The sequence below is a fragment of the Psychrobacter sp. genome (genome assembly GCF_030454045.1).
In the GTDB taxonomy this organism is placed as follows: domain Bacteria; phylum Pseudomonadota; class Gammaproteobacteria; order Pseudomonadales; family Moraxellaceae; genus Psychrobacter.
Window position 1 is genome coordinate 1 of sequence record NZ_JAKDJE010000041.1, and the last position, 26,234, is coordinate 26,234.

The following is a 26,234-nucleotide window of genomic DNA, read 5'->3' on the forward strand; positions in this document are numbered from 1 at the left end:
GTAAGGTGTTGCTTATTTTTTTCAATGTTTTCTCAATTCTATACAGCCCCTATTATAAATACGTTATTTTTGTTAGGTTTGACGATTGATTTTATCGTGATTTATTGTCGGTTAAGTCTGCATAATGGCTGTCATATTGAACATCCAGTTATTTTAATAGGCAAAATTAATAACTAGATGTTATCTGAAACCAGATGTGTGGAATAAGTCGGCATGTTATGATAACGCTGATGAATTTGCTTAATAATCAAAAAAATAAGCAGTCCTTTTATACCAACCAAAACAAAGCAACGGAACGTCTATGAGTCAGTCGCAAACGAAAGATGAGAATAATTTGAACCAAAAAAACTCAAACGATGGGTTAGATCCAAACTGGCGTAACGATGCCTTAGATTTAGGATTAGATTACGGTATGCAGACGATTGCTGTGCGGGCAGGTCAACACCGTACCGACGAGGGCGAGCATTCAGAGCCGATTTTTACGACCAGCTCTTATGTTTATCAATCAGCCGCTGATGCTGCGGAACATTTTGACGGTACAAAGACAGGCAACGTCTACTCGCGTCATACCAATCCAAGTGTACGTACTTTTGAGCGTCGTCTTGCCGCGCTAGAAAACGGTGAACGTGCGGTTGCAACGGCCTCTGGTATGGGTGCAATCCTGACCATGTGCTTGGCATATCTAAAAGCGGGCGACCATCTGCTCGCTGCCAATCAGTTATTTGGCTCTTCTATCGGTCTATTTAACAACTATATGGCCAAATTTGGCGTCGAAGTTAGCTATGTCGATTGCTTTGACAATGAGGCATGGGCCAATGCCGTTCAACCCAATACCAAGGTGATCTATTGTGAAAGCCCAAGTAACCCACTCGCGCAGATTTGCGATATCGGTTATTTGAGCGAGCTGTGCAAAGCCAATGACATACTACTGGTCGTTGATAACTGCTTTGCCACGCCAGCATTGCAGCGCCCTCTAGATTTGGGTGCAGACGTGGTTATTCATTCTGCGACCAAGTACTTAGACGGTCAGGGTCGCGTATTAGGCGGGGCGTTGGTTGGTAGTGACAAACTCATGCAAGAAGCGTTTACGGTGGTACGCTCAGGCGGTATCAGCATGAGTCCTTTTAATGCTTGGGTATTTACCAAGGGGCTTGAAACGCTAAAACTCCGAATGCAAGCGCATTGTAACAATGCCAATCAAGTCGCAGAATTTTTGGTCAATCATCCTAACGTTAGTACGGTGCATTTCTCTGGCCTAAGTGACCATCCTGCACACGAGCTCGCCACCCGCCAGCATCATATGAAAGCCGGTTACGGTGCTATCATGGGTTTTGAAGTCAAAGCATCTGACAGCCGCGATACAAAAGAAGCGGCTTGGCATGTGATTGATTCGACTCAAATGGTCTCTATCACCAACAACTTAGGCGATGCTAAAACCACGATTACGCATCCTGCGACGACCACGCATTTCCGTCTCACCCCTGAGGCTCGTGCCGAAGCTGGCGTTAAAGACGGTCTGATTCGTCTATCAGTCGGTTTAGAAGATGTCGAAGATATTATCAAAGATTTGGCGCGTGGTTTAGACAGCTTGTAAAGATAGCGGTATAATGCCGTCAGTATTTTATTTTAAACTTTAAATTATCCCAATTTATTATTATAAGACAAAGAGGCAATTATGAATATTCAAGCATTGATGCAACAAGCACAAACGATGCAAAAGAAAGTAGAAGCAAATGTTGAAAACGCCAAAAAAGAGCTGGCGAACAAAGAAGTACACGCTGAAGCAGGCAGTGGTCTGGTCAAAGTCACTATGACCGGTCGCCATGTGGTCAAGCGTCTGACCATTGACCCAAGCTTGCTAGAAGACGAGCCTGATATGATCGAAGATTTGATTGCTGCGGCTATTAATGATGCGGTGCGTCAAGCGGATGAGCTATACGAAGAAACGATGGCTGGCGCGACCTCAGGTATGGGTCTGCCACCAGGAATGCAAGGTATGTTTTAAGCAGTAAATATTTCATATTGAAGACAAAATGGGGTTGTTATCGACACGATACGACCCCATTTTTATAGCTACGGTTTTTAGATAAAGGAAGTAACTTTGCTTACCGCCAAATTTGATCAGCTGGTCAAACAGCTGCGTATTTTGCCAGGCGTTGGTCAAAAAAGCGCCCAACGAATGGCATTGCATTTGCTGAGTAAAAAACGTCCGCAAGGGGTGGCGCTGGCCCAAGCGCTTGATGAGGCCATGCGTGATATCGTGGAATGTCAGCGCTGTCACAGTTTAAGTGACCATGACATCTGTCCACTGTGTCAAGACCCAAGACGTGATGACAGTTTGCTATGCGTGGTTGAGACAGCAGCAGATGTCATGGCAATCGAGCAAACCGCAGGCTATCGTGGTCGCTACTTTGTGCTTGGCGGACATTTATCCCCGATTGATGGTATCAGTGCTGACGATTTAAATATCGATCAGCTGGTATGGCGAGTCAAACAAGAGCCTGTTGAAGAGATTATACTGGCGACAGGTACGACGGTTGAAGGGCAGACCACCGCACATTTTATTAGCGAGGCCGTCAGTCGTCATGTCAATAAAGTCACACGTTTGGCACAAGGGGTACCGATGGGCGGCGAGCTTGAGTATCTAGATAGTATGACGCTGGGTCAAGCCATGCAAAACCGCTCTTTTTTATAAGGTTTTGCTTGCATTAAAGTCTTACCCATTTCATTTCGTGAAATTGTTATAATTGCTTTATTATTGTTCTCCTTTCTAATTTTATTAAGACGCAGTATCGCGTTTTATTTTCTCCTATTTATGCAGGTATCTGCCCGTGTCCAACAACGTTTCAAACGCTTCAGTCGAATCAAACCTTTCTGAGATTACTGATAACTCATCACAAAAAGCATCTGATACTGAGATGACATCAGTGACGACACCTTCGGACTCAAATGACGATGCACTGGATGTTGAGGCAATTGATATCGATGCACTGTTGGATGTCGCTGATGCTGTTGATGTCACATGGGTGCGCGAGCAGCACCAATTGGCTGAGGTGATCAATGCCTTGGCAACTTGTGGCCGCGTCGCACTAGATACTGAGTTTATCAAGCGCGACACTTACTATCCGCGTTTGGCACTCGTACAGTTAAATACGGGTAATCACGTATATTTACTAGATGCGCCTGAGTTGCAACTGTCTGAGCTGTGGGACGCACTACGTAAAGTCGATGTGGCTATCTGGCATGCTTGCGGCGAAGATTTAGGCATTTTTTATCTGCTATCTGGTTGTCCGCCATTGATCAATATTTTTGATACGCAAATTGCGTTGTCTTATTTAACCGGTCAATTACAAATGGGCTATCAGCAGGCATTGGCAGATCAGCTAGATATGCATATCGATAAAGAGCATAGTCAGTCTGATTGGCTCCAGCGCCCGTTGACAGACGAGCAAGAGCAATATGCCATCGATGATGTGCGTTATTTGCCAGCGCTGTATCTCAGTATCGAACATGCGCTTAAGGCACAAGGCCTATACGATTACGTCTGGGCTGACTGTCAGCTTTATGCCAGTGATTTGTATGACTTGCAGCACATCGAAGATGAAGCGATGTATCTGACGATGGCAGATTATCGTTATAACTCACAGCAAATGGCGATACTCAAAGGGATTGCGACGTGGCGAGAAGAGCTGGCACGTGCGACCAACCAGCCACGTACGTTTATCATTAAAAAGCAAGCGGTACGCGAGATCGTCATTGAAAAACCAAACAGCATGCGTGAGCTGGCGCACAAAACGACGATGCACCGTAGTATGCTGCGTCTCTATGGTGAAGAGCTGCTTAAGATAATAAGAGAAGCCAAAAGCCTACCACCTGCCGAGCATCCAGCTTGTTTAGTGCCGCCATATCGCTCAAAAAACAAAATCTTGTCAAAAGCAGTGCAGCAAGCGATTGATGATCACGCTAGGGCTATCGGCGTGCCTAGCAGCGTTTTAATGCGCAAAAAATGGCTAGGACAGCTATATGAAGTCATTGCTCTTGATAAAGATTTCAGCAAATTACCACAAGGGTTAAAAGGCTGGCGCAATGACTGGGTCGTCCAGACGTTGATTCCTGTGATCAGCAAGCATAAAACTGAATTGCAGCAAGGGATGGGTATTAGATAGCAAATACAACCAACTCAAAAAATTGACGTCTAATTTCACATTGCTTGTTTTTTAAATCAATTTTTTTTAAATCAATCAATGGCAGTATCAATTTTTTCTCTATCGATAAATGGCCGTTTTGACAATCTTGCTTATACTTTTGCTCAGTCATATCTATTCCATTATTCGCCGTCATCTAGGGCATTTTAGGTATTAAAAATATGCTCTAGTGTTCAAACTCACCGTTTTCTAAAAAGTAAATCACTTGCCGGGCCACTTCTTTGTCGACCAGCATGCCTGTATGGGTTACAGGCAGTACGATATGGTCGTTGGCGCACTCTAATCGTGTTTCGCTGACGTAGACAGTGCCATCATGAGCACAGTTTTCTGCCACTGCTGATTCGCCTTCTTTATTCAGTTTGCGATTATGATATTGCAAAAAAGGTTGTCCTAAGCCGCGCGGTTTATCGCCTGCAATCACGCCTAGATGGATATGTTCAGGACAGGACGTCGCTGTACCATCGAGGGCATCGATATAAGATCGTCCTACAATCAAAGGACTCAGACGCCACACATAATCGGCGCAAACACTCCCCACATGCGGCGTGCCAAGTGTGACGCAGCGTCCAATTTGCCATTTGGGATAATTGGCCAAAAAATCACGAATAATCAATCCACCCAAGCTATGACCGACCAAATCTATTGGCTGATCGGGATTGTGGTTGGAACTCAGCCACTCATGTAGTCGCTGGCTGTTGGTTTTGATACTGTCGCGCATGCTGCGATAACTGTATTGATGGGTGGCAAAACCTTGCGCTTGTAAACGCTTCGCTAATGGACGCATCATCCAAGTCGTTTGATGTAGACCATGTATCAAAATCACAAGGTTTTTTCGTTTAGGCGCTTTTTGTGCCATGTCTTTTTGTTGCATAACAATATCCAAATGAGTAGCATTATAAGATTTTTTATCGACGCTTGTTTATAAAAATGAGCGGATAGACAGACATCTTATATTAGCGCTTTAGGGGTAAGGGTTGTCAAATTATCTAAGTTTATCAATTTCAATGTTAGCTATTTTTTCGCTGTCAGGTTGTACCACTTATAGAGCGGAGAAACTACCAATTGTTCAGATAGAGATGGCAGAAATGATAGTAGTAAACGAACCTATGCCAGCTAAGACACCTCTGCAAATTGCTACTTGGTCACCAACTAAATATAATGGTCGATTTACAGCGATGACAGCGGGATATTTGACAGTTATCAATAACTGCCTTGCTTTGACTAGGGATAGTGACGAGGTGCCGACAAAAGATAATAGTCTTCTGCTAGTATTAGCGGATACGTCTTTTTCATGGGATGACGCTCAGGAAGTATTACTATTTGAAGGAAAGCCTTATAAGATTGGCGATGAGCTTTATCTTGGTGGTGCGGCTTTTACTTATCCCAATGCTAATATTACAGATCAGATAAAAGTTAACTGGATAGACTGTGGCTTGAATAAAGGATGGTTGGGCGGTTAAGTCTCATTGATAGTGTCAAAATTTAACAATGCACGCATAAAACAAAACCGCCAAATCAGCGACTGATTTGGCGGTTTTTTATAAAATAAACGAGCAGTTATCGAAAACGATAATTACATATAGTTTTCGATACTTGGACAAGAGCACATAAGGTTCTTGTCACCGTACGCATCATCGACGCGCGCCACACTTGGCCAAAACTTGTTTGCACGGATGTAAGGCAGTGGGAACGCAGCAATCTCACGGCTGTATGGATGCGTCCATTCTTCATTAGTAATCATAGCAGCCGTATGCGGTGCATTGACCAATGGGTTGTCTTCTAGCGTCCAGTTGTCTTCGCCCGCTTTTGCTTTCATCGCTTCAGCTTTGATAGATTTCAGCGCACTGATAAAACGATCCAACTCCTCGACAGACTCAGACTCTGTGGGCTCAATCATCAGCGTGCCTGCGACTGGGAAGCTCATCGTTGGTGAGTGAAAACCGTAATCCATCAAGCGCTTAGCAATATCGCTTTCAGTGATGCCAGTTTCATCTTTTAACGGACGAATATCGATGATACATTCGTGAGCCACGCGGCCGTTTTTACCTGTATATAATACAGGGTAGTGGTCTTTTAGCTGGGCGGCTACATAGTTAGCGTTTAGCAGGGCAAGCTCGGTTGCTTTTAGCAGACCATCACGGCCCATCATGGCAATGTACATCCATGAGATTGGCAAGATGCTCGCTGAACCATAAGGCGCAGCCGATACCGCTGAGCAGTCTTTTTGCGCGTTATGCACAGGGCTTAGCGTATGGTTTGCCATGAATGGTGCCAAATGCGCCTTCATACCGATAGGACCCATACCTGGACCGCCGCCGCCATGCGGGATACAGAAGGTTTTGTGCAGGTTCATATGTAGTACATCAGCCCCAACGTCTGCAGGCTGCATCATGCCTACCTGAGCATTCATGTTGGCGCCATCCATATAGACCTGACCACCGTGCTTGTGAGTCAAATCACAGATATGACGGATGCCTTCTTCAAACACGCCATGAGTCGATGGGTACGTAATCATTAAAGCGCCTAAACGCTCGCTGTGCTCTTCACACTTGGCGGTTAAATCCTCAATATCAACGTTGCCTTTTTCGTCTGTTTTGACCACGACGACTTTCATACCCATCATCATGGCAGTAGCAGGGTTGGTGCCGTGTGCTGACATTGGAATGAGGCACACATCGCGATCGTTCTCTCCTAGCGACGCGTGATAACGGCGAATCGCTAGCAGACCAGCATACTCACCAGAGGCACCAGAGTTTGGCTGCATCGACACATCATCAAAACCAGTAATGGCTTTGAGTTGATCTTGTAAGCTATCAATCATTGCAATGTAGCCTGTGACTTGGTCACGCGGTGCGAATGGATGCACATTGGCAAACTCAGGCCAAGTGATTGGTAGCATTTCACTGGTGGCGTTGAGCTTCATGGTGCAGCTGCCCAGTGAAATCATGCTGCGATTCATCGCTAGATCTTTGTCTTCAAGCGACTTTAGATAACGCAGCATTTCATGCTCGGTATGATGCGAGTTAAATACTGGATGTGACAAGATATCATCTGTACGCAGATGCGCGCTGTCAAGTGAGATACGAGCGGTTTCAGGTAGATCGTGTGACTTGTTGACGAATAGCTGAGTCAAGATTTTGAAATCTTGCTGATCGCTAGTTTCACTAAAGGCAACGCTCAATTTGGTGTCGCTTAGACGCCATAAGTTGTAGCCAACGTTGTCTGCATTTTTAAAGATTTGCGTAGCCAATTTCTCTGAACCACAATCAACCACGACTGTATCGAAGAATTGATCGTGTACCACGCTTAAGCTGCTGTCATTCGCTGCTGTGATGGCATCAGCAAAGGCGGTCGCAAACGCATGGATACGAGTCGCAATACGCTTCACGCCACTTGGACCATGATAGACGGCATACATACCAGCGAGATTGGCGAGCAATACTTGTGAGGTACAGATGTTTGAGTTGGCTTTTTCGCGGCGGATATGCTGCTCACGCGTCTGTAGCGCCATACGTAATGCGGTATTGCCTTGTGCGTCTTTAGATACGCCAATGATACGACCAGGCGCTGAGCGTTTTGCTTTATCAGAGAACGCAAAATAAGCGGCATGTGGGCCACCAAAGCCCATTGGAATACCGAAACGCTGAGTACTACCTAGCGCTACGTCCGCACCCATATCGGCTGGTGATTTTAATAACACCAAGCTCATGATGTCACTGACGACACTGACGTAAGTCTTGTTTTCTTTTACGGCCGCGATGACGTCTGTTAAGTCTTTAACGTCGCCTTCTACGCCAACATACTGGAATAGCGCGCCGAAATAGTCGCCAGATTTAGCGGTTTCAAAATCACCAACGACCACTTCCCAACCAAAGTATTTAGCACGAGTATTGATGACATCTAGCGTTTGTGGATAGACACGCTCATCGACGAAATACTGTGTTGATTTGCTTTTACTCACACGCTTTGACATCGCCATCGCTTCAGCCGCTGCCGTTGCTTCATCCAGCAATGATGCACCAGCTAACTCAAGACCAGTCAAATCGATACATACTTGTTGGAAGTTCAGCAATGCCTCCAAACGACCTTGAGCGATTTCTGCTTGGTAAGGCGTATAAGCGGTATACCAGCCTGGATTTTCAAGGACGTTGCGCTGAATGACGGCAGGCATACGAACAGGAGAGTAGCCTTGACCGATATAGCTCTTATTGACGGTGATGTCATCTGCCATCGTGCGTAGTTTGGCAAGTGCCGCATGCTCACTCATCGCGACAGGCAAGTCTAACGCTTTGTGCAAACGTACCGGCTCAGGCACAGTGTCATTGATAAAGCTTTGCATATCTTTATAACCAACAGCGCTGAGTAGGTCAGCTTGCTTGGTTTCGTTCGAACCTAAGTGGCGATAGACAAATTCAGCTTCGTTGAACAATCCTTGAAAGGTATCAAACGATGGGTTTTGAGAGATAGTCATGACAATCCTTGGTTAAGGGAGTAATAAACAAAATAGCAATTAAGAAAACATTGTGAGCAGTTAAGGAAACACTATGAGCGGTACGTTATACGTAATGCACAAACTGTTTTTGATCAAAGCGGAATTGGGTGTTGTAAATGCCATTGTCAGCACGCTCGCCTGCGCCAATCATCATAACGATATGATGGTCGTCGCTAAGATTGAGCAACGCTTTCATGGCAGGCTCATCAAAGCCGCCCATAGGACAGCTATCAAAACCATGAGCACGTAGTGCCAACATTAGGTTCTCGGCGGCAAGGGCGGTGTTATTGGTTGCCCAGTTTTTGGTGTCTTCAAAGGTATAGTAAGGCGATTTGAGAGGGCCTTTGACGCGTCTGACGACTTGAGTGGCGCCCCATTTGGCAGCGGATATCACATTGGCAGGGCCGCGCAAAAAGTCCATCGTAACGACTTTGTTATAGTAGTCTTTCACTTTCTTAGGGACTGGCTGATCAGGGTATTCGCGCAATATTTGCTGAGCATGCTCATGCCAGATGTCGGTGCGAGCAACGATAGCGATTAAGCGCGCCGATGTTTTTGCCGCGTTTTGGTTCATACAGTTTTTGATGGCGCGTTTGCGATTGTCAGCATCATCGATAACATAAAACTCCCACGGCTGTAGGTTGCTAGAGTTTGGTGCTAGCATGGCCAAACGCAGACAGTCTGCCAGTACGTCGTCAGGGATGGGCGTGTCAGTAAAACGGCGCACGGAACGGCGTGATTCTACGATATCGCGAAAGGCTTGTAGCTGCGGTGTATGGTTTGGTGTGGCGATGGGGTCTTTATTATCGGTGTTGGCATTCATATTAGGATCCATGCTGAGAATTGGGTTATCAGTTTGCGTCGTTATTGATAGTACGTATTCATTGGAATTCGAATAGGTGATCAATACGAGTCAATGAGATAACGCTTGAGAGCAATAACATCGGACGATAATGGTTTTTGGTGGTCTATATATAAAGCTGCTTTGTTATCAAAGGCGTCATCTATGAATCAACCCTGCTGATAAGAAAGGGGTATCAAATAGGAGATGTAGATACCCGCTTTTGCCAGTATCTACAAGTTTGGCTGCTATTTCGGTTTGGCTACTGTCTTTCTGCTATACAGAGGCGGTTATTATAATTCGCTTTCGTACTCGTCAGCGGTCATCAGTGCTTCATAGTCAGCGATGTTGTCAGGCTTCACTTTAAAGAACCAGCCTTCACCATATGGATCAGAGTTGATGATTTCAGGATCATCTTCTAGTGCTTCGTTGATAGCGATGACTTCGCCTGAGATAGGCGCGTATACGTCAGAGGCGGCTTTTACTGATTCAACAACTGAGATTTCGTCATCAACAGCGATAATATCGCCCACTTCTGGTAGCTCAACGAATACCACATCACCCAATAGGTCTTGCGCATGGTCAGTGATACCAACAGTGATCGTACCGTCGTCTTCTAAGCGCAGCCACTCGTGACTCGCAATATATTTTAGCTCTGCTGGGATGTTGCTCATGGTCTCTCTCCTAAATGATAGAGGTTAATTAACAAAAATAATGGAGGCTGGGCGTGTCGTCGTTTTTATCATTATGTCTAAAACGACAACGCGCTCTAATAATAAGATTTATAAGACCTACGAGTCAAACTGTTGCTTGCCGTTACGGACAAAAGGCAGCTTTAATACGCGTACATCGACGAATTTACCTTTGCCGCGCAGATCGACCTGTACGTTATCATCTTCTGATAAGCTGGCAGGCACGCGAGCAATCGCGATGGAGTTTTTTAGGCTAGGGGAGAATGTACCGCTGGTGATAATGCCAGTTTGCTCATTGTCAGTGCCCTGATTGATAGTCACCGTCATGCCTTCACGTAATACGCCGCGCGTGGTCAATAGCAGACCTACTTGCTTCATAGCGGTGTTGTCTTCTTTTGCCTGCTTGCGTTTGCTGACCAAAGCGTCACGACCGACAAAGGCACGGTCGTCTTTAAGCGCAAGCGTCCAACCCATGTTGCACTCATAAGGGCTGATGGTCTCGTCCATGTCATGACCGTAAAGGTTCATGCCCGCTTCCATACGCAAGGTATCACGTGCGCCAAGACCGGCAGGTTTGATGCCATTTGCTTTTAGCTGCTCAAAAAAAGCAGGGGCATCATCGGCATGCATAATGACTTCGACGCCATCTTCACCAGTATAGCCAGTACGAGCCACAAACCAATCGGTGCCTTCGATATCGGTCAAGTCAGCACCAACGAAAGGTTTTAGTGCTGCTAAGGTATCTGCCCAGTTTGGTTTGGCTTGAGCCAGTTTCTCAATAGCATTTGGACCTTGCACGGCGAGCATGGCAAGCTCAGGACGCTCGGTAATCGTAATATCAAAACCGTCGGCGACTTTGTTAAACTGTGCTAAGTCTTTGTCACGAGTGGCTGCATTGGAGACGATACGGTACTCAGTTTCATCAGAATTCATCAGATAGACGATCAAATCATCGATGACGCCGCCTTGCTCATTGAGCATGCCAGAGTACAGCGCTTTACCAGCGGTAGTGAGTTTGTTGACATCATTTGCGAGTAGTTTTTGTAGCCATGCTTTAGTATCTGCGCCTTTAATATCTGTGACAACCATATGTGAGACATCAAACATACCGGCATCTGTCCGTACCGCTTCGTGCTCTTCGATTTGTGAACCGTAATGAATTGGCAATTCCCAACCAGAAAAATCGACCAATTTGCCCTCACTATCAAGATGAGACTGGTAAAAAGGGGTGCGCTTAGGGGTTTGAGTGCTGCTAGAGTCTTGAGAGTGGGTATCAGTCATAACAAATCCTTATGTGTACATCAGTCGTACTCGGCAGAGTAGAGTGGTGTGCAACGTAAAAGTAGCGAGAAGCAATATTGCAAGGCGCAATATTACATCAAAGGGTGACACAGAAAGCAAAGATAAAGACGTAGGCCAAACAGACGCTGAACGTCGGTTTAAGCTAAAGCCCTATCTGTCCTGTGACCTGAGATTTTCAACACGCCTCATTTGTGAGCAATTATATAAAGCTTCAATGAATGATAGCGTATTTTCTCCCCTTCGGTGGGTAAGACGTCGTCCGTACTTACCACTCTCCAGATTTGTTATGTCTGACGTTTGATAAAGTAGAGCGCTATGAGCATGATGCTAGCAAACACTACCAAACAACAGTGACATGTGTTTTTCAGTCCTTTTACCTGAGCGATTGGCAGGGTGGATGCGCCTTCGGTGGTCGTATGGCCGCTGATAGCTTGTATCACTAATAGGGTTTGATACAAAAACTGTGCCGACAGACTCTCTCCTGAAAAACGCTTTTATTATGAAAGGTTCAGAGCGCTTTTACAAGTCATCACCGCCATTAAAACAAATGAATTTGGCAAAAATGTTTGCTCACTAGGACATTTGCTCACCAAAGACGCTTAGCAAGATGGTGTTTTTTTTATCTCTATCAGCCGTTTTGAGAATCAATAAAATGATGTATGGGCGCAAAAATTACGATAGCAACACGCAAAGCGACTACTGGTGTTTGCCTGAAATATGCTAACCTACGACCATAGTTTCTGATAGGTGGTTTTTATGCATTGCGATATTTATAAATTTCCCAAACATGACGACATGTATGTCTACATTGCTCGTCCTGAATATCCTGATGATACCGATGAGATCAAAGATTGGCTTGGGGTGCTACCAAAGGACTTTCGTGCAGGGTTGGGCCGTAGCAAGTTTGTCATGCACCTAGATCTGGCAACGACGCCCACTCTGGCGCGTGTCGATAAAGCAGAAGTGTTAGCAAAGCTAGCGTCTCAAGGCTATTTTGTGCAGATGCCGCCGCAAGATGTCATGCGTCGCCAAGCAGAGCTACGTGCTCGTGAAGCGCAAGACGGTATTTACGACTAGATAATCTCTACGCTGTGATTAGACAGCATCTATAATGTGTATGCATGCATTTGGGTAGGAAGTCGTGATAAACTGATACCCTACGATATCTACATAAAAAATACAGATATGCACGTACGTGATGTGCATATCGATACTGTATTTGATCTTATTTTGGTACGACAGAACGCACCATACACTGCTAGGCACATAACGTGTCAACGGTGATAAACGCAGGTAGTGAAATACGTATGGATTGGTTAAAAAATATTTTGCACAGCTTACCATTAGAATCTATTAGTGACATTCTCGGTGAGATTGCTATTTGGTGGGGCCAAATGGTGAAAGATGTACCGTCCGCTGATCTGCCAATGTATGCGTATCTTGGTGGCTCTATTTTGGTGTTGGTGTTATGGTTGCTAGTCGCTCGCATACTGCCAAAACCACTGGGCGGTATGAGTTGGATGATATTGTTCGCTGTATTGTTAGCGCCTGGTACGGCGCTTGGTGATGCAAGCGAGCTTGCGCCCGCCAGTATCAGCGTCGTTTATGCGGTCATGATGAAGGACTTTGCCGGTGCAATTGCCAATATGCTGCCTATATTGGTTGTGCTGGTGGTGGGCTTGTTCATTGGCTTTGTGTGGCAACTGATACGCGGTGCATTTGCATCCAGCCTAGAAAAAGCTCGTAGCCGTACGGCAGAGGACACGCAAGCGACAATGCAGCTTACGACGGGCAGTTATTTGGCAGACGGTGCCACGTTGACTGAGCAGTCTGATGATACGGCCCTAGCCGCTAAGCCTGAGAGCAGTAATACTAAAAGTCATGTTGACTTAAAAAAACAGAATGGCTTGTCTAAGAATACTGATGCTGACAATCGCTAAAACGCTGAAGTCTGTTTGTACGGTGTAATAACTAAGCAGGCGAGCCAGTAAAGTAATCGAGTAATGATAAAAAAAGACACCCATGCGTGTCTTTTTTTTGTGCCAAATCGTCTGGCAACTTATGAATTATTGAGAATTATGAGAGGCACCCAACCATTGCTCACAAAGGCGAACGCATGAGTATTTTGGCAATGCCTCAGACTGTGCTAATCTGATTTATCACTTATTCATCATCATATTTTTAGTTCTGTTTATTTATAACCATTCATCATAACAACAATCGAGACCTAATTATGAGCAAGCAAACCTTTACGGGCACCCAAAGCTATATCGCCACAGACGACTTACAACTGGCAGTCAATGCCGCCATGACGCTACAAAAACCACTCCTGATTAAAGGGGAGCCGGGTACAGGCAAAACCTTACTTGCCGAAGAGGTGGCTGAGAGCTTAGGGATGCCGCTCATCACATGGCACATTAAGTCAACGACTAAAGCGGAGCAAGGGCTCTATGAATACGATGCGGTATCGCGCCTGCGTGACTCGCAGTTGGGCGATGACAAGGTGTATGAAATTGGCAATTACATCAAACCTGGCAAGCTGTGGGAGGCCTTTACCAGCACCGAGCGCAGCGTGCTACTCATCGATGAGATTGATAAAGCCGATATCGAGTTCCCCAATGATTTGCTGCATGAGCTCGATAAGATGTCGTTTTATGTGTATGAGACGGGCGAGACCATCACCGCCGCGCAGCGTCCTGTGGTGATTATCACCTCAAACAATGAAAAAGAGCTGCCCGATGCGTTTTTGCGCCGCTGTTTTTTCCATTATATTGATTTCCCAGAAGAGCAAACCATGCGCCAAATCATTGCGGTGCATTTCCCCGATATTCAAGAGAAACTGGTCAATGACGCGCTGGATGTGTTCTATAAACTGCGTAACATTCAAGGGTTGAAAAAGCCACCATCCACATCTGAGTTGGTCGATTGGTTGACCTTATTACTCGCTGATGACATGGCGCAGGATGAGCTAGAAGAAAACTTACGCGGTGAAAAATCTATCCCGCCATTATATGGTGCGCTGCTCAAAAACGAAGCCGATGTGAATTTATTGCAGCGTTTTGCCAACATGATGCGTCGTTAAACGTATCTGGCTGTCGGTTGCTCTTTTTATTTTACGTCAATAAGTGGTGCCTCTCTTATGTTCATAAAATTATTCTACACCTTGCGTACTTATGGCGTGCCAGTCAGCACGCGTGAGCTGCTTGATCTCAATGCCGCGTTAGATAAGGGCCTGATGATGCAGCCGCATCCTGAAGATCCAGCACTGGCGACTTTTGCGAGCCGTGAGGATATGTATCGGCTGATTCGGCTGTGCATGGTCAAAGACGAGCGCCATTTTGACAAATTTGATCGGGCAATGGCGGATTATTTTGAGGGCGTAGATAGCCTCGATATGGATGCGCTGCTGGCTAAGCTGACGGATGTGCCTAAAGAATGGCTGGATCTCAAGCTTGATCCAAAAAACTTAACCGAAGAGCAAAGGCGTCTGCTCAAAAAATACGGCTCGCTTGAGGAGCTAATGAAAGCGTTAGAGGAGCGCCTAAAAGAGCAAAAAGCGCGTCACCAAGGCGGCAGTAAATGGGTGGGTACAGGCGGCACCTCACCGTTTGGTGCCTATGGCGATCACCCAGAAGGCATACGTGTCGGCGGCGAGTCACGTAAGCGCAGTGCCGTCAAAGTCTGGGAGCAACGCAAATATCGTAACCTCGATGACGACAATCAACTCGGTACGCGCCAAATCCAAATGGCACTAAGAAATCTGCGCCAGTTTGCACGTACAGGCAGTGCCGATGAGCTTGATATTCATGAGACCATCAAACGCACCGCCAAAAAGGGTGTGCTTGATATTCATATGCAAGCGGAGCGCCGTAACCGTGTCAAAGTACTGATGTTGTTTGATGTGGGCGGCAGTATGGATGTCCATGTCGAGGCGCTTGAAAAGCTGTTTTCGGCGGCAAAGAACGAGTTTAAAACATTAGAGTTTTTTTATTTTCATAACTGCCTGTATGACTATGTGTGGAAGGACAATAATCGTCGGCACAGCGCACCGATGCCAACGTATGAGCTACTCAATAAATATGGGCGCGAGTATCGCGTCATCTTCGTCGGTGATGCATCGATGTCGCCGTATGAGCTGATGACGGTGGGCGGTAGCGTCGAGTATATGAACAATGAAGCAGGTATCGTCTGGCTAAAGCGTGTGCTGGATCATTTTGACAAAGTGGCGTGGCTCAATCCTGAAACGCCAAGCTATTGGCAGTACACGCAAACCATCGTTGAGATTAAAAAACTGTTTGACAATAAGATGTATCCGATGACGTTGCACGGTGTCGAGGAGATGACCCAATACATGGCGCGGTAGTATTAGTCTACATTGGACGAGTAATATGAAAAAAGCACTTAAGACGATGTGATCGTTTTAAGTGCTTTTTTATGTTAATTTAAATGCTTTTTTATGTTAAGTAGTGCCAATTTTGAGAAGGCATAGTAGTGATAAACGTCATGGTAAGGATGCATACTAGTCCTTGTTCTCAACCAGTCCAACCATCACGCCCATCTCCTTTTTATCGTGCTTATCGATGCTGGGTGCGTACATGGCTGAGGCGATGCCGCCATCCAAAAACAGCGCGTTTGGACAGCCCAGCTCGTCTTTAAATAAGGTGGCAAGCTGATAAAACGTCACAGGTACGTCTGTATTGACAAATTGTATGCTGCCATCGTCACAAACGCCGGCCCCATTACGCAGCTTGATGGAGGTACTATCAGGATTAAACTGCGGATGTATCTCGTCATTGATGACCAGCATAGGGCCTGACTGTGTCGCATACCAAGGCTGTGCGTTGCCATTGTTTATCTGTTCATCTAAGGCATGGCTTTCGGTGATTTGTACGTGACCAGCTTTGTCCCACCACATAACACCATTTGGCAATAAATGAAAATTGCCACCACCTTCTTTTAGATTGAGCGATTTGACTTCTTTGCCTTTGATAACGCTATAGCCAATCGGTGCATAGTTTTCGTTGTACATTCCTGCGTTCATGGCAAAGTTTAGGGTCTGAGACTTTGGTAAAGTGGATAATAACGTATCAAAAGTTAGGAGCGGCTGGCTGTCGTTGGCGGACTGCCAAAATAGCTGGAGTGAATAGCGCGCGCTTGCTAATGCATTCGTATCCACGCGGCACACGCTATAAGCGAACGGCGTGTCCTGTGTCTGACATGACCAGCTGTCTGTGTCGCTATTGATAGTCTCAGTATTGGTCTGCTGGCAAGCGCTAAGATTTAGCGCCAGCACTATCAATGATAATAATAAGGTAAAAATGGAGGTTGGCATCAATCACACGTCTTTTACAGAGGGTATTTATGGTTTATTTGCTACTGCTTCATATATAAATCTTGGGTACTCGCTTTTAGTTGCTACTGGGCGGATAGTCACGGAAGGTATTATTGACATTACCGATGAGCTGCCCGCCATCGGTTGTGATCGCATGATCTGTGCTGTAGGGGGAGCTGTATCCAGCGCGATGTTCGGTTGGTGCGCCAGTCTCTTTACCTTTATCACGAGAGTCTTTGTTATAAGCAATAAGCGCATCATTATTGGCTAAGAAACTATCAGGATTGGCCATCACCCACATCTGATTGAAAATATCCGCACGCGCGCTATTATCAAGTAATGCGCCCTTATCCGTAAAGTAAAAAAACTTAGATAGCAGCTTAATCTGCCCGTCATCTAGACGGCGGGCGATATGATAAGGTTGCAGCTGACTCGGATGCTGTAAGCCCACCGCGCCGACGATACTGGCCAATGATTTTAGCGTGTTTTTGTGAAAACTTGCCACCCGTTTCGCTTTACTAGGCACATCGAGGGCCTTTTGACGGTAAGGGTCTTGGGTAGCGACGCCTGTCGGACAAGTATTGGTATGACAAGAGCGCGACTGAATACAGCCAACCGCAAACATAAAGCCACGAGCCGAGTTACACCAATCGGCACCTAGCGCAATCATCCGCGCAATATCAAACCCTGAGACGATCTTGCCACTGACGCCAAGTCTGATCTTGTCACGAATGCCTGCACCGACCAAAGTATTGTGGACGAGCAAAAATCCTTCGACCATCGGCATGCCGACATTGTCCATAAACTCAACAGGCGCCGCGCCTGTACCGCCTTCGGCACCATCAATAACAATAAAATCAGGATAGTTGTCCGTCTCTATCATGGCTTTGACAATCGCCATAAACTGCCAAGGCTGCCCCACGCATAGCTTAAAGCCAACAGGCTTGCCACCAGATAGCTCACGTAGCTGCTGCCAAAAGGTGACAAGCTCACGCGGTGTACTAAACGCGGTGTGCGAAGCGGGCGAAATACAGTCTTGACCCGTCGGCACTTGGCGAGTATCTGCAATCTCTTGAGTGATTTTGCTCGATGGCAACACGCCGCCTTTACCCGGTTTGGCACCTTGCGACAGCTTGATCTCGATCATTTTGACTTGTGGATCGATGGCTTTTTCGGCGAAAGACTGTGGGTCAAAATTGCCTTCGGCATCACGGCAGCCAAAATACCCTGTACCCAACTCCCAGATCAGATCACCACCGAACTTACGATGATAAGGGCTGATAGCACCTTCGCCCGTATCATGCGTAAATCCGCCTATTTTTGCGCCTTGATTGAGTGCCATAATGGCGTTTGCGGACAGACTGCCAAAACTCATCGCGGAGATGTTAAATACCGACATATCATGCGGCTGCTTACAACGCTCGCCGCCAACAGTGATACGAAAGTCTTTGTTTTCTAACGGCTGGCTAATGGCGGATTGCAAAAACCATTCTTTACCATGAGTATAAAGATTGTCTAGCGTACCAAACGCATTGGTGTCACTGACGTTCTTGGCACGCTGATACACCAGTGCGCGCTGCTGGCGCGAAGCTGATACACCAGTGCGCGCTGCTGGCGCGAAAATGGTACTTGTTCCTTGTCATCTTCCAGCAAATACTGACGAATCTCAGGACGAAAATCCTCTAGTACGTAGCGTATATGTCCTGCTATTGGGTAGTTTTTTAGCACTGAATGCTTGGACTGAATCAGATCATAAATACCGAGTCCTACGCCAAAACCGCCAATCACAATTAGCCAACCGTGCATCAGCAGCAATCCGGCTAATAATAGACAAATGGCTGCACCTAGCGTGCTATAGCGCAGCAGCAACCCGACAAAATACGGCGAGCTGGTTTTGGGTTCAGGGTGTAGATTGGTACGAGATTCAGGCATAGCAAGGCTCAATAGTCATTGTAAATATAGATAAGACGCTCAAATTTGTCGCGTACATCATACACCGATGCGGCCATGACGTCGGTATCATTGGGTAACAATATACTAATGCTGGCAAATTTTAGCAGGTGATTCTGACTAATATTTGCTCATGCTCTGTAGCATCAAAGGTGATCGCGACGGGTAAAAACTGCTCAATGAGCCATGCTTGGGTTTTGCTGTGCTCGCTAATCATACGTGCCGTAAAGTGGCCACCACCTGATAAGGCTAACGGTAATAGCAGTTGATCGGTTAGATATTCATCAATCAGCGCATCGGTGTCATATAGATAACGCTTTACTAAGCCTGACAAACGACCACCTATCTTTTCTGCTGAGCTGCGCTTTTCTCCTAGTAACGTAAATATTTCAGAGTGATATTCTTTATGATTTTGCATGTCACTAGTCCCATGAGTGACTTTTGCATAGCAGGTATTGCCTTCACCAATGCCGTATAATTTATTACCGCGCGTTGTAATAAGCGCCTCATCCATACCCGCTTCAATCAACGCGGCCTTGGCACTGGCAAGCTCGCGTTTGCAAATATCGTATTCTAGATTGAGCACGCTTGCGACCAGTTCTATGCGACTAAGGTTACCCCGTTCCGTGAGGTCTAATCGTGAAGCATTAGCACGGCGCACAAATGGCGCAATAGTTGCTTTAATCGCGCCGCCGCCGATAGGGGCAAAGCCCGCTTGCAAGCATTCAATATCCACCTGCATCCCGAGCTTGGCAAGTAGCGGCACAAAGGCGTGCTGCAAAAAATCGGTGGTTGGCGCTAACGGATTGTGCGTGCCGCCTATGATGGTAACGGTGGACTTGTTGCTTGAGTCAGTATTGGCAAAGAGCAGGGCAGGTAGCAGTGTTTGCAACACAAGGCTGGTGCTGCCTGCGGAACCGATATCAAAGGTATAATCGTCCGCTTGCACGGTGCTTGGCGTAAAGGTGAACGCCATACTGCCCAAATGCGCGCCTGTTACTACCGCATTTGCTATCTGCTGTGATGCTTGTACACACATCAAATGCTGGCGCATCAGCCCAGACTTGGCGCGTCCAGCACGAATATTGGTGATTTCAATCGGTGTGCCTGTAAGCATCGATAACGATAGCGCGGTACGGATAATCTGACCGCCGCCTTCGCCTGTACTGCCGTCGATTTTTAGGGTTTTATGTGTTGATGCTGGCATGATAAATATCTTTATGATTTGTATGACTATTGATTGATGATGTTTTTAATGGGCATAATAAAATGCTTCCCAATACTTTTCGGGTTGCATTTAAAATAAGATTGAAACCGACTGTCAGTGTCTGGTGCTAAGGTCTAAATGGTGCATTGTGCCATGTGCCATGTGCGGGGCATAAATGGTAAAAAATGCGCCTGCCCACAACGCGTAGCAGCCACGACAGTATATTTTCAACCCCCTGCTGTGGGTCGCGGGGTCTGACACTCGCCCAGTCGGTTCCAAAAGGGTGGTCTGTCCATTATCAGACAGACAAAACTAAAAAAGTTTAATAAGCTAGGTAAGTGCCTAGTCCACAAGGTCAATTTGCCAGTTGTTGGCTTGAATGACAATGTTAAGCTGACGCAGCTTCATGGCGATATCGTCCGCTTGCTTTTGCAATGCACCGACCGACACCATCACTTGCCATTTAATCTCGCGCGGGCTGTAGCGGTCGACCTCAGTTTCGGTCGCCGCTATCGATTCGGTCAACAGCTTGTGGCGCATCTCAAGGGTATCGCGCTCAACGAGCAGCGCCAGCATCGATTGATTGTTGTCCGTCATCGCCACCGCGTTGGTGCGCTGAATACGAGCGATAAGCGCGGACAGCTCCGTAATCAGCTGGCTGGCGTCCATCAATAGCTGATTGGGGTCTTCGCTTGGCGTATCGCCGTCTTGGACTTTGACATTATTGCGAATGCGTCCTTTGATTTGCGCCAATTTTTTTTGCATATCACTGCGGATAAGTAGGGCTTCTGCGAGTTTCATTGTTTTTGTCCTTATTTTATTTTCTTTAATTGTAGCTTAGACATAGTGGTTTATCAATATTGTCCTTAAGTGGCTATACACATTATAAAGTAACGCTGCTCACCCCTTCACACACACCACTTGCCGCAAAGTATGTACCACTTCCACCAAGTCGCTTTGTGCGCTCATCACGTCTTCAATGTTCTTATACGCCGCTGGGATTTCGTCAATCACGTCGGCATCTTTACGACATTCTACGCCTTGGGTTTGGGCGACTTGGTCATCAATAGTAAAGACTTTTTTCGCCTCCGTGCGTGACATCACGCGACCTGCACCATGCGAGCAAGAGCAAAAGGATTCTTCATTGCCTTTACCTTTGACGATAAAGGATTTTGCGCCCATGGAGCCTGGGATGATGCCGTATTCGCCGACGCGCGCACGCACCGCACCTTTACGTGTGACAAAGACTTCCTCGCCGTAGTGCTCTTCTTTTGCCACATAGTTGTGATGACAGTTGACCGCTTTGACCGCAGCATCAAAGGGCTTAGGCACGATGGTGCGTAGTGCTTGGATGGCTTTTTCCATCATGATTTCGCGGTTTTTAAAGGCAAAGCGCTGCGCCCAGCCAACCGCAAACCAATAATCATCAAAGTGCTCAGTCCCCTCAGCAAAGTACGCCAAATCTTTATCAGGCAGGTTGATAAACCATTTACGCATGTCCTCACGCGCCAGCTCAATAAAGTAGCGCCCGATGGCATTGCCTACGCCGCGTGAGCCTGAATGCAGCATAATCCACACTTGATTGGTCTCATCAAGGCACACCTCGACAAAGTGATTGCCTGTTCCCAGTGTTCCCAAGTGCTTAAGGTTGTTGGTGTTTTTTAGTTTGGGATGCTTTTGGGTCAGATAATTAAAATCATCGACCAGCGTACCCCAGCCATTCATCACGGTGTCATCAGGGTTTGCCCATGCGCCCACATCACGACGCGAAACGCGACCGCGTGTCTTGCTGCGACCATGCGGAATGGCTTTTTCCAGCTCTGTGCGCAGTCCGTGCAAATTGTCGGGCAAATCATCTGCGGTCAGCGTGGTCTGCACCGCCATCATGCCACAGCCGATATCCACGCCGACTGCCGCAGGGATAATCGCTTCTTTGGTCGGCAGCACCGTCCCGATGGTCGCGCCAATACCGACATGCACATCAGGCATAACCGCGAGCCACTTATAAATAAAGGGCATCTGTGAGGCTTTAATCAGCTGGTCGTGGGCTTTTGGGTCGACAGGCACGCCTTTGGTCCATAGGCGGATAGGGGTACCACCGTCTTGAATGATATTGTGATTGATAGGCTGCATAGTGTCTCCTTAGCTTTATATTAGTAAACAATCCGTCACATAGAAACGCTCGACTCAAAGCTATTTTTCTCGCGTGCTGCGGTCACGCCGACAGAGGCTTCAAAAAATATCTTTGACGCTCGCTACGTTGTTGGTAGTAGTGCGGTTGTCTGTACTTTATAGGTTGCTAAAGGTGTGCCAGCTTTTGGCAAAGGTGGTTTTTATTTTTATAAGTATTTGATATTAAATGATAAAAAATATTTTAAATTCTTTTTTTATAGAATAATAAACTTTAATCAGGTAAATAAAGTTATAATTTATTCTATAAATATAGTTTTTATTCTATTCTGACGTTTATAGAATTTTAAGATTTGGTTAGAATGCTTTATTTTCTAATTAAACAATAGTTCTTTGTTACAAAGTGTTTTGTACAGTACACTGCTGCCAAAGATGCGGTTAAATATCTAAAGAGTAAGGCTGCTAGCGCCTACGTGATGCCAATCAGTGAACAGCAATGTGTTATTTATGAAGCGCAATGTGATACTCAAGATATAGCACACGTCTACGAGATGCTGCTAATGCTGACATCTGAGCTGGACTGTAGCGCATTGGGCGTGCTTAATCATGATGATGATTTGCTGCTTACCATATTGTGTAATAAAGGCAAGCTCATAGCAGATTATAGCTGCGGCATGAGCTTTGAAGAAATGTATGCTGAATATGGTGACGAGCTGCCAGATATGGACGAAGAAGCAGATGAACCGCAGGGACAGCAAAAGGAAGAGCAAGCTCGTGTGATGGTTGATTCCTTATCTGAGGCATTTGATGAGGTGAATAAAGAGGCGCTACTTGAGGTACTGATGCAAGATTTCGTATTTGCTATTGAAGCGCACGAAAAGTTGGTCGAAGTAGTGGGGCTGCCTGAATGTTCGATTGGGTTGGGGTATAACCATATCAATGAAGATCAGATAGAAGACCAATTGGACAGTAAGCAATTAATGCAAATTGGTAACTGATTAGAAAAGGTGTGATAAATAGAGGTTAATAAAGTGCAGCGTAAAAAAACCGCCGTTATCGGCTTTCTCGGTACGACCTTGGACAATGGCTTTAATGACAAGCGTTGGCAGCGCTGGCGTCCGACCGTCAGTTTGGGCTTGCAAGATGACCTACTGGTCGATGAGCTGTATATCCTCTATAGCAAGCGCGACAAGCGACTGTTTAACGTCATCGTTGCTGATGTGGCGCAGGTCAGCGCCCATACCAAAGTCATTGGGCATCGGGTGACGCTGGCGAGTCCATGGGATTTTGCCGATGTCTATGCTGAGCTGTATGACTTTGTCACAGGCTTCGCCTTTCGTGAAGACACGGACTATCTGCTGCATCTGACCACGGGCACGCATGTGGCGCAGATTTGCTGGTTTTTGCTGGTTGAGGCAGGGTTTTTGCCTGCCGATTTTATTCAGACCTCGCCGTGTCCCAAGCCTGACCAATACGACCCACAAGGGCGCTACCAAATCATTGACTTGGACGTGTCGCGCTATGACAGCTTGCGCGCGCGTTTTGAGGCAGAAAAAGCCCAGCATTGGCAAACTCTCCAAGCCAATCTCGTCACTCAAAATGCCGCGTATCAACAGCTGATTGCTGATATTGAAAAGGTCGCTACGCGCTCGACCGCCCCGATTTTATTGATGGGCGCGACAGGGGCGGGCAAGTCGCAACTGGCAACGCAAATCTACGCGCTCAAGAAAAACAAAGCCAACAACAAACAGGCACTCGGCGCGTTCGTCGAGGTCAACTGCGCCACCTTGCGCGGTGATACCGCAATGAGCGTGCTGTTCGGTCATGTCAAAGGCGCGTTTACGGGCGCAGCATCGAGCCGTGAGGGTCTGCTCAAATCAGCGGACGGCGGCTTGCTGTTTTTGGATGAAATCGGTGAGCTGGGACTGGATGAGCAGGCGATGCTCTTGACCGCGCTTGAGGCGCAGCGCTTTTATCCGCTCGGTAGCGACACCTCAATTGACGTCTCGTTTCAGCTGATGGCGGGGACAAACAAGGACTTGCGCCAAGCGGTCGCGGATGGGGAGTTTCGCGCCGACTTGTTTGCGCGCCTGAATACGTGGACGTTTTTTTTACCATCGCTAAAAGACCGTATCGAGGACTTGCCCGCCAACATTGATTACGAGCTAGCGCGTCTGGGCAGTGAGCAGCAGTATCAATACCGCTTTGAGCCTGCCGCACGCGCGTATTATGAAGCTTTTGCCATGAGTGCGGACGCCACGTGGCAGGGCAACTTTCGTGATTTAAGCGCCAGCATGACGCGCTTAACGACATTGTGCGAGGGCAAAGTGATTCGTATGCCCGATGTTAAGGCAGAAATCACCCGCCTTAAGCATCTGTGGGCATTACCCAATAGCGCGCAGCATCAAGCGGATAGGGCGTATGCGCCCAGCCTAACCGAGCAGCAAGCGCACGCGGACACGGTGCTGAGCCGCCATCTATCAAGCGACGACAAAGACGCGCTCGACCCCTTTGACGCGTTGCAGCTCGCGTATGTGATTGAGGTCTGTATCCGTCATAAAAACCAAGCGGCGGCAGGGCGCTATCTGTATGCCAACTCCAGAAATCAGCTAAAAAGTAACAATGACAGCGACCGACTGCGTAAGTATTTGCTAAAGTTTGGGCTGAGGTTTGATGGGTTAAAAGGATAAGGTTAAAAAGGAGAGAATATGAATAACACAGGATTTGTGGCAGGCACGCTCGTTCATACGGATAAAGGTCTAGTACCGATTCAGGACATTAAAGTCGGTGATAGAGTACTCTCCAAGCCTGAAGACGGTGGTGGTGATATAGAGTATAAGCCAGTGCTCAAGACCTTTATGCATGAAGACAAAGCGATATGGATCGTGCGTTTAGAGAGAAATCATACTTCACCTTATAGATTAAAACCAGGTGATGAAAATTTTGATATTCAAAACTACCTGCTTGTCGATGAAAAAATTCAAGCAGCTAGTCCCATTAGTCATTTTCTAGTGACGCCCAATCACCCTGTTTGGGTCGTTGGTGCTATGGAGAATCCAAAGGCGGACATTGAGTTCTATGATCAGCCCCACTTTAAACGTGTGGATGAACTACAGCAGTATGAAATTGCTGTGAATACCGATGGCGTAATGTATACCGTTGAGCGTGTGCAACCTACCTATCAAGTCGCTAATGATAATTTAGAATTCAATCCAAATTATTACTGGTATCAAAAACATTATCATGAAGACTACTACGATGATTATGTACAAGATGCCGAAGCGCATATGCTAGACTACAGCGAAGTAGAATATAAGGGTATGGGATATGTTGATGACATTAGCTTTTATCAGGAGAAAGGCTATTTGGGCCAACATATTGAAGATAATGGAGGCACCATGCGGATGTTCAATCAATTGACCAACGCGCAAGGTGAGCACATTTTATATCAGGCAACCGTCTATAACTTTGAGGTGGCAGACCACCATACCTACTTCATTGGTCGAGCAGGACTATGGGTACATGACGCCAGTTTAAATAGCTAACCATATCAATAATAAAAAAAGGAAAACTCATGAATAACAAAGGCTTCGTCGCGGGCACGCTCGTTCATACGGATAAAGGGTTAGTGCCGATTCAGGATATTAAAGTCGGCGACCTCATTTTATCAACGCCTGTACTCTCTAAGCCCGAAGGTGGGGTTGGTGATATCGAGTACAAACCCGTACTCAGCACCTTTAAATCACCCAGTAAGAAACGCATCTTTAAAGTTGAGTATTTTAATGAGACCGCTGATGCGCGAGGAGAAGAGGGTAGCAATTATATCTTATGTACCAGCAATCACCCATTCTGGGTAACTCGCCAGCCTGAAGATTTAGAGGGTGAGTGGTTATCTGCGGAGCGTTTGCCAGCTGGTTATTTAACCTCTGCTCATGGTGATACGATTGCGCTTGATGATTACTCGTTTCTCCCTGTGCGTACCTTGCCAAACTATCCTGAAGGCTGTGCCTATCTACAAAGTATACAAGAGACCTCTTGCAAAAGTCATAGTTTAAGCTCGGAATTAATGATACCAGCAAACAG

General features: G+C 46.5%; 22 protein-coding genes, 2 pseudogenes and 2 riboswitches. Of the genes and pseudogenes, 13 read left to right on the forward strand and 11 right to left on the reverse strand.

All coding sequences use genetic code 11. The features are described from left to right. Positions 1 to 301 precede the first annotated feature (301 nt). The 4 genes from L0G63_RS08645 (at position 302) to L0G63_RS08660 (ending at position 4,166) form a co-directional block, all read left to right on the forward strand. A complete protein-coding gene (locus L0G63_RS08645) occupies positions 302 to 1,594 on the forward strand; it encodes an O-succinylhomoserine sulfhydrylase (RefSeq protein ID WP_301450281.1) in 1,293 nt (430 codons plus the stop codon). Positions 1,595 to 1,675: 81 nt separating this feature from the next. Continuing rightward, a complete protein-coding gene (locus L0G63_RS08650; protein ID WP_201543753.1) occupies positions 1,676 to 2,005 on the forward strand; it encodes a YbaB/EbfC family nucleoid-associated protein in 330 nt (109 codons plus the stop codon). Positions 2,006 to 2,101: 96 nt separating this feature from the next. Next, a complete protein-coding gene (gene recR / locus L0G63_RS08655; RefSeq protein WP_301450282.1) occupies positions 2,102 to 2,695 on the forward strand; it encodes a recombination mediator RecR in 594 nt (197 codons plus the stop codon). 136 nt (positions 2,696 to 2,831) lie between these two features. Next, a complete protein-coding gene (locus L0G63_RS08660; protein ID WP_301450283.1) occupies positions 2,832 to 4,166 on the forward strand; it encodes an HRDC domain-containing protein in 1,335 nt (444 codons plus the stop codon). Here the strand turns inward: L0G63_RS08660 and L0G63_RS08665 are convergent. Both L0G63_RS08665 and L0G63_RS08670 read right to left on the reverse strand, forming a co-directional pair. Further along, positions 4,159 to 4,317 carry a hypothetical protein gene (locus tag L0G63_RS08665; RefSeq protein WP_301450284.1) on the reverse strand — a complete coding sequence of 53 codons (159 nt, stop codon included), beginning with the start codon at positions 4,315 to 4,317 and terminating at the stop codon, positions 4,159 to 4,161. The genes L0G63_RS08660 and L0G63_RS08665 overlap by 8 nt on opposite strands. A 54-nt stretch (positions 4,318 to 4,371) precedes the next feature. Then, positions 4,372 to 5,076 (reverse strand): triacylglycerol lipase, encoded by a 705-nt coding sequence (locus L0G63_RS08670; RefSeq protein WP_301450285.1) that lies wholly within the window; start codon positions 5,074 to 5,076, stop codon positions 4,372 to 4,374. A gap of 103 nt (positions 5,077 to 5,179) precedes the next feature. On the opposite strand from L0G63_RS08670, the gene L0G63_RS08675 reads away from it, so the two are divergent. Continuing rightward, on the forward strand, positions 5,180 to 5,665 hold the full coding sequence (locus L0G63_RS08675; RefSeq protein ID WP_301450286.1) for a hypothetical protein: 486 nt from the start codon (positions 5,180 to 5,182) through the stop codon (positions 5,663 to 5,665). Positions 5,666 to 5,778: 113 nt separating this feature from the next. Here L0G63_RS08675 and gcvP read toward each other — a convergent pair whose 3' ends face one another. From gcvP to gcvT, 4 genes are all read right to left on the reverse strand, one after another. Next, the gene (gene gcvP, locus L0G63_RS08680; protein WP_301450287.1) at positions 5,779 to 8,676 is read right to left on the reverse strand and encodes an aminomethyl-transferring glycine dehydrogenase; all 2,898 of its coding nucleotides are present in this window, start codon (positions 8,674 to 8,676) and stop codon (positions 5,779 to 5,781) included. Between the two features lie 85 nt (positions 8,677 to 8,761). Beyond that, a complete protein-coding gene (locus L0G63_RS08685; RefSeq protein WP_301450288.1) occupies positions 8,762 to 9,520 on the reverse strand; it encodes a nitroreductase family protein in 759 nt (252 codons plus the stop codon). A 311-nt stretch (positions 9,521 to 9,831) separates the two neighbouring features. Next, positions 9,832 to 10,212, reverse strand: a complete 381-nt coding sequence (gene gcvH, locus L0G63_RS08690) for a glycine cleavage system protein GcvH (RefSeq protein WP_071001880.1) — start codon at positions 10,210 to 10,212, stop codon at positions 9,832 to 9,834. Between the two features lie 117 nt (positions 10,213 to 10,329). Next, on the reverse strand, positions 10,330 to 11,511 hold the full coding sequence (gene gcvT, locus L0G63_RS08695) for a glycine cleavage system aminomethyltransferase GcvT (RefSeq protein WP_301450289.1): 1,182 nt from the start codon (positions 11,509 to 11,511) through the stop codon (positions 10,330 to 10,332). A 165-nt stretch (positions 11,512 to 11,676) separates the two neighbouring features. Continuing rightward, positions 11,677 to 11,821: riboswitch (glycine riboswitch) on the reverse strand. A gap of 66 nt (positions 11,822 to 11,887) precedes the next feature. Next, positions 11,888 to 12,026, reverse strand: a riboswitch (glycine riboswitch). Positions 12,027 to 12,288: 262 nt separating this feature from the next. Between gcvT and L0G63_RS08700 the strand changes: the two genes are divergently transcribed. The 4 genes from L0G63_RS08700 (at position 12,289) to L0G63_RS08715 (ending at position 15,895) form a co-directional block, all read left to right on the forward strand. Then, positions 12,289 to 12,609, forward strand: coding sequence for a YcgL domain-containing protein (locus L0G63_RS08700; protein ID WP_301450290.1), 321 nt, complete (start codon positions 12,289 to 12,291; stop codon positions 12,607 to 12,609). Between the two features lie 230 nt (positions 12,610 to 12,839). Next, on the forward strand, positions 12,840 to 13,472 hold the full coding sequence (locus L0G63_RS08705) for a hypothetical protein (RefSeq protein WP_301450291.1): 633 nt from the start codon (positions 12,840 to 12,842) through the stop codon (positions 13,470 to 13,472). Positions 13,473 to 13,765: 293 nt separating this feature from the next. Then, positions 13,766 to 14,614: a MoxR family ATPase gene (locus L0G63_RS08710; protein ID WP_301450292.1), complete on the forward strand. Its 849-nt coding sequence runs from the start codon at positions 13,766 to 13,768 to the stop codon at positions 14,612 to 14,614. A gap of 57 nt (positions 14,615 to 14,671) precedes the next feature. Further along, positions 14,672 to 15,895, forward strand: coding sequence for a VWA domain-containing protein (locus L0G63_RS08715; RefSeq protein WP_301450293.1), 1,224 nt, complete (start codon positions 14,672 to 14,674; stop codon positions 15,893 to 15,895). A gap of 156 nt (positions 15,896 to 16,051) precedes the next feature. Here the strand turns inward: L0G63_RS08715 and L0G63_RS08720 are convergent, their stop codons facing one another. The 5 genes and pseudogenes from L0G63_RS08720 to L0G63_RS08740 all read right to left on the reverse strand — a co-directional run bounded on the left by L0G63_RS08720 (position 16,052) and on the right by L0G63_RS08740 (position 22,154). Then, a complete protein-coding gene (locus tag L0G63_RS08720; RefSeq protein WP_301450294.1) occupies positions 16,052 to 16,864 on the reverse strand; it encodes a phosphodiester glycosidase family protein in 813 nt (270 codons plus the stop codon). Positions 16,865 to 16,940: 76 nt separating this feature from the next. Beyond that, positions 16,941 to 18,796, reverse strand: a pseudogene (locus L0G63_RS08725) (FMN-binding glutamate synthase family protein). Between the two features lie 121 nt (positions 18,797 to 18,917). After that, a complete protein-coding gene (gene rtcA / locus L0G63_RS08730) occupies positions 18,918 to 20,021 on the reverse strand; it encodes an RNA 3'-terminal phosphate cyclase (RefSeq protein WP_301450295.1) in 1,104 nt (367 codons plus the stop codon). A 342-nt stretch (positions 20,022 to 20,363) separates the two neighbouring features. Further along, positions 20,364 to 20,822 carry a DIP1984 family protein gene (locus tag L0G63_RS08735; RefSeq protein ID WP_301450296.1) on the reverse strand — a complete coding sequence of 153 codons (459 nt, stop codon included), beginning with the start codon at positions 20,820 to 20,822 and terminating at the stop codon, positions 20,364 to 20,366. 99 nt (positions 20,823 to 20,921) lie between these two features. Continuing rightward, on the reverse strand, positions 20,922 to 22,154 hold the full coding sequence (locus L0G63_RS08740) for an RtcB family protein (RefSeq protein WP_301450297.1): 1,233 nt from the start codon (positions 22,152 to 22,154) through the stop codon (positions 20,922 to 20,924). Between the two features lie 473 nt (positions 22,155 to 22,627). Here L0G63_RS08740 and L0G63_RS08745 point away from each other — a divergent pair, with 473 nt between their 5' ends. From L0G63_RS08745 to L0G63_RS08760, 4 genes and pseudogenes are all read left to right on the forward strand, one after another. Beyond that, complete coding sequence (locus L0G63_RS08745; protein WP_301450298.1) at positions 22,628 to 23,149, forward strand: hypothetical protein; 522 nt, start codon at positions 22,628 to 22,630, stop codon at positions 23,147 to 23,149. Between the two features lie 33 nt (positions 23,150 to 23,182). Continuing rightward, positions 23,183 to 24,841: an RNA repair transcriptional activator RtcR gene (gene rtcR, locus L0G63_RS08750; RefSeq protein ID WP_301450299.1), complete on the forward strand. Its 1,659-nt coding sequence runs from the start codon at positions 23,183 to 23,185 to the stop codon at positions 24,839 to 24,841. Between the two features lie 18 nt (positions 24,842 to 24,859). Beyond that, on the forward strand, positions 24,860 to 25,696 hold the full coding sequence (locus L0G63_RS08755; protein WP_301450300.1) for a hypothetical protein: 837 nt from the start codon (positions 24,860 to 24,862) through the stop codon (positions 25,694 to 25,696). Positions 25,697 to 25,725: 29 nt separating this feature from the next. Beyond that, positions 25,726 to 26,234, forward strand: a pseudogene (locus L0G63_RS08760) (hypothetical protein); the annotation flags it as partial.

Bases quoted from the DNA above. Each gene is read 5' to 3' on its own strand.
- L0G63_RS08665 (WP_301450284.1), bottom strand. From the start codon at position 4,317: ATGACTGAGCAAAAGTATAAGCAAGATTGTCAAAACGGCCATTTATCG.
- L0G63_RS08755 (WP_301450300.1), top strand. From the start codon at position 24,860: ATGAATAACACAGGATTTGTGGCAGGCACGCTCGTTCATACGGATAAA.
- L0G63_RS08735 (WP_301450296.1), bottom strand. From the start codon at position 20,822: ATGAAACTCGCAGAAGCCCTACTTATCCGCAGTGATATGCAAAAAAAA.
- rtcA (WP_301450295.1), bottom strand. From the start codon at position 20,021: ATGCCAGCATCAACACATAAAACCCTAAAAATCGACGGCAGTACAGGC.
- L0G63_RS08720 (WP_301450294.1), bottom strand. From the start codon at position 16,864: ATGCCAACCTCCATTTTTACCTTATTATTATCATTGATAGTGCTGGCG.
- L0G63_RS08745 (WP_301450298.1), top strand. From the start codon at position 22,628: ATGCCAATCAGTGAACAGCAATGTGTTATTTATGAAGCGCAATGTGAT.
- L0G63_RS08670 (WP_301450285.1), bottom strand. From the start codon at position 5,076: ATGCAACAAAAAGACATGGCACAAAAAGCGCCTAAACGAAAAAACCTT.
- L0G63_RS08715 (WP_301450293.1), top strand. From the start codon at position 14,672: ATGTTCATAAAATTATTCTACACCTTGCGTACTTATGGCGTGCCAGTC.
- L0G63_RS08710 (WP_301450292.1), top strand. From the start codon at position 13,766: ATGAGCAAGCAAACCTTTACGGGCACCCAAAGCTATATCGCCACAGAC.
- L0G63_RS08700 (WP_301450290.1), top strand. From the start codon at position 12,289: ATGCATTGCGATATTTATAAATTTCCCAAACATGACGACATGTATGTC.
- gcvP (WP_301450287.1), bottom strand. From the start codon at position 8,676: ATGACTATCTCTCAAAACCCATCGTTTGATACCTTTCAAGGATTGTTC.
- L0G63_RS08740 (WP_301450297.1), bottom strand. From the start codon at position 22,154: ATGCAGCCTATCAATCACAATATCATTCAAGACGGTGGTACCCCTATC.
- L0G63_RS08685 (WP_301450288.1), bottom strand. From the start codon at position 9,520: ATGAATGCCAACACCGATAATAAAGACCCCATCGCCACACCAAACCAT.
- gcvH (WP_071001880.1), bottom strand. From the start codon at position 10,212: ATGAGCAACATCCCAGCAGAGCTAAAATATATTGCGAGTCACGAGTGG.
- gcvT (WP_301450289.1), bottom strand. From the start codon at position 11,511: ATGACTGATACCCACTCTCAAGACTCTAGCAGCACTCAAACCCCTAAG.
- L0G63_RS08645 (WP_301450281.1), top strand. From the start codon at position 302: ATGAGTCAGTCGCAAACGAAAGATGAGAATAATTTGAACCAAAAAAAC.
- L0G63_RS08650 (WP_201543753.1), top strand. From the start codon at position 1,676: ATGAATATTCAAGCATTGATGCAACAAGCACAAACGATGCAAAAGAAA.
- L0G63_RS08705 (WP_301450291.1), top strand. From the start codon at position 12,840: ATGGATTGGTTAAAAAATATTTTGCACAGCTTACCATTAGAATCTATT.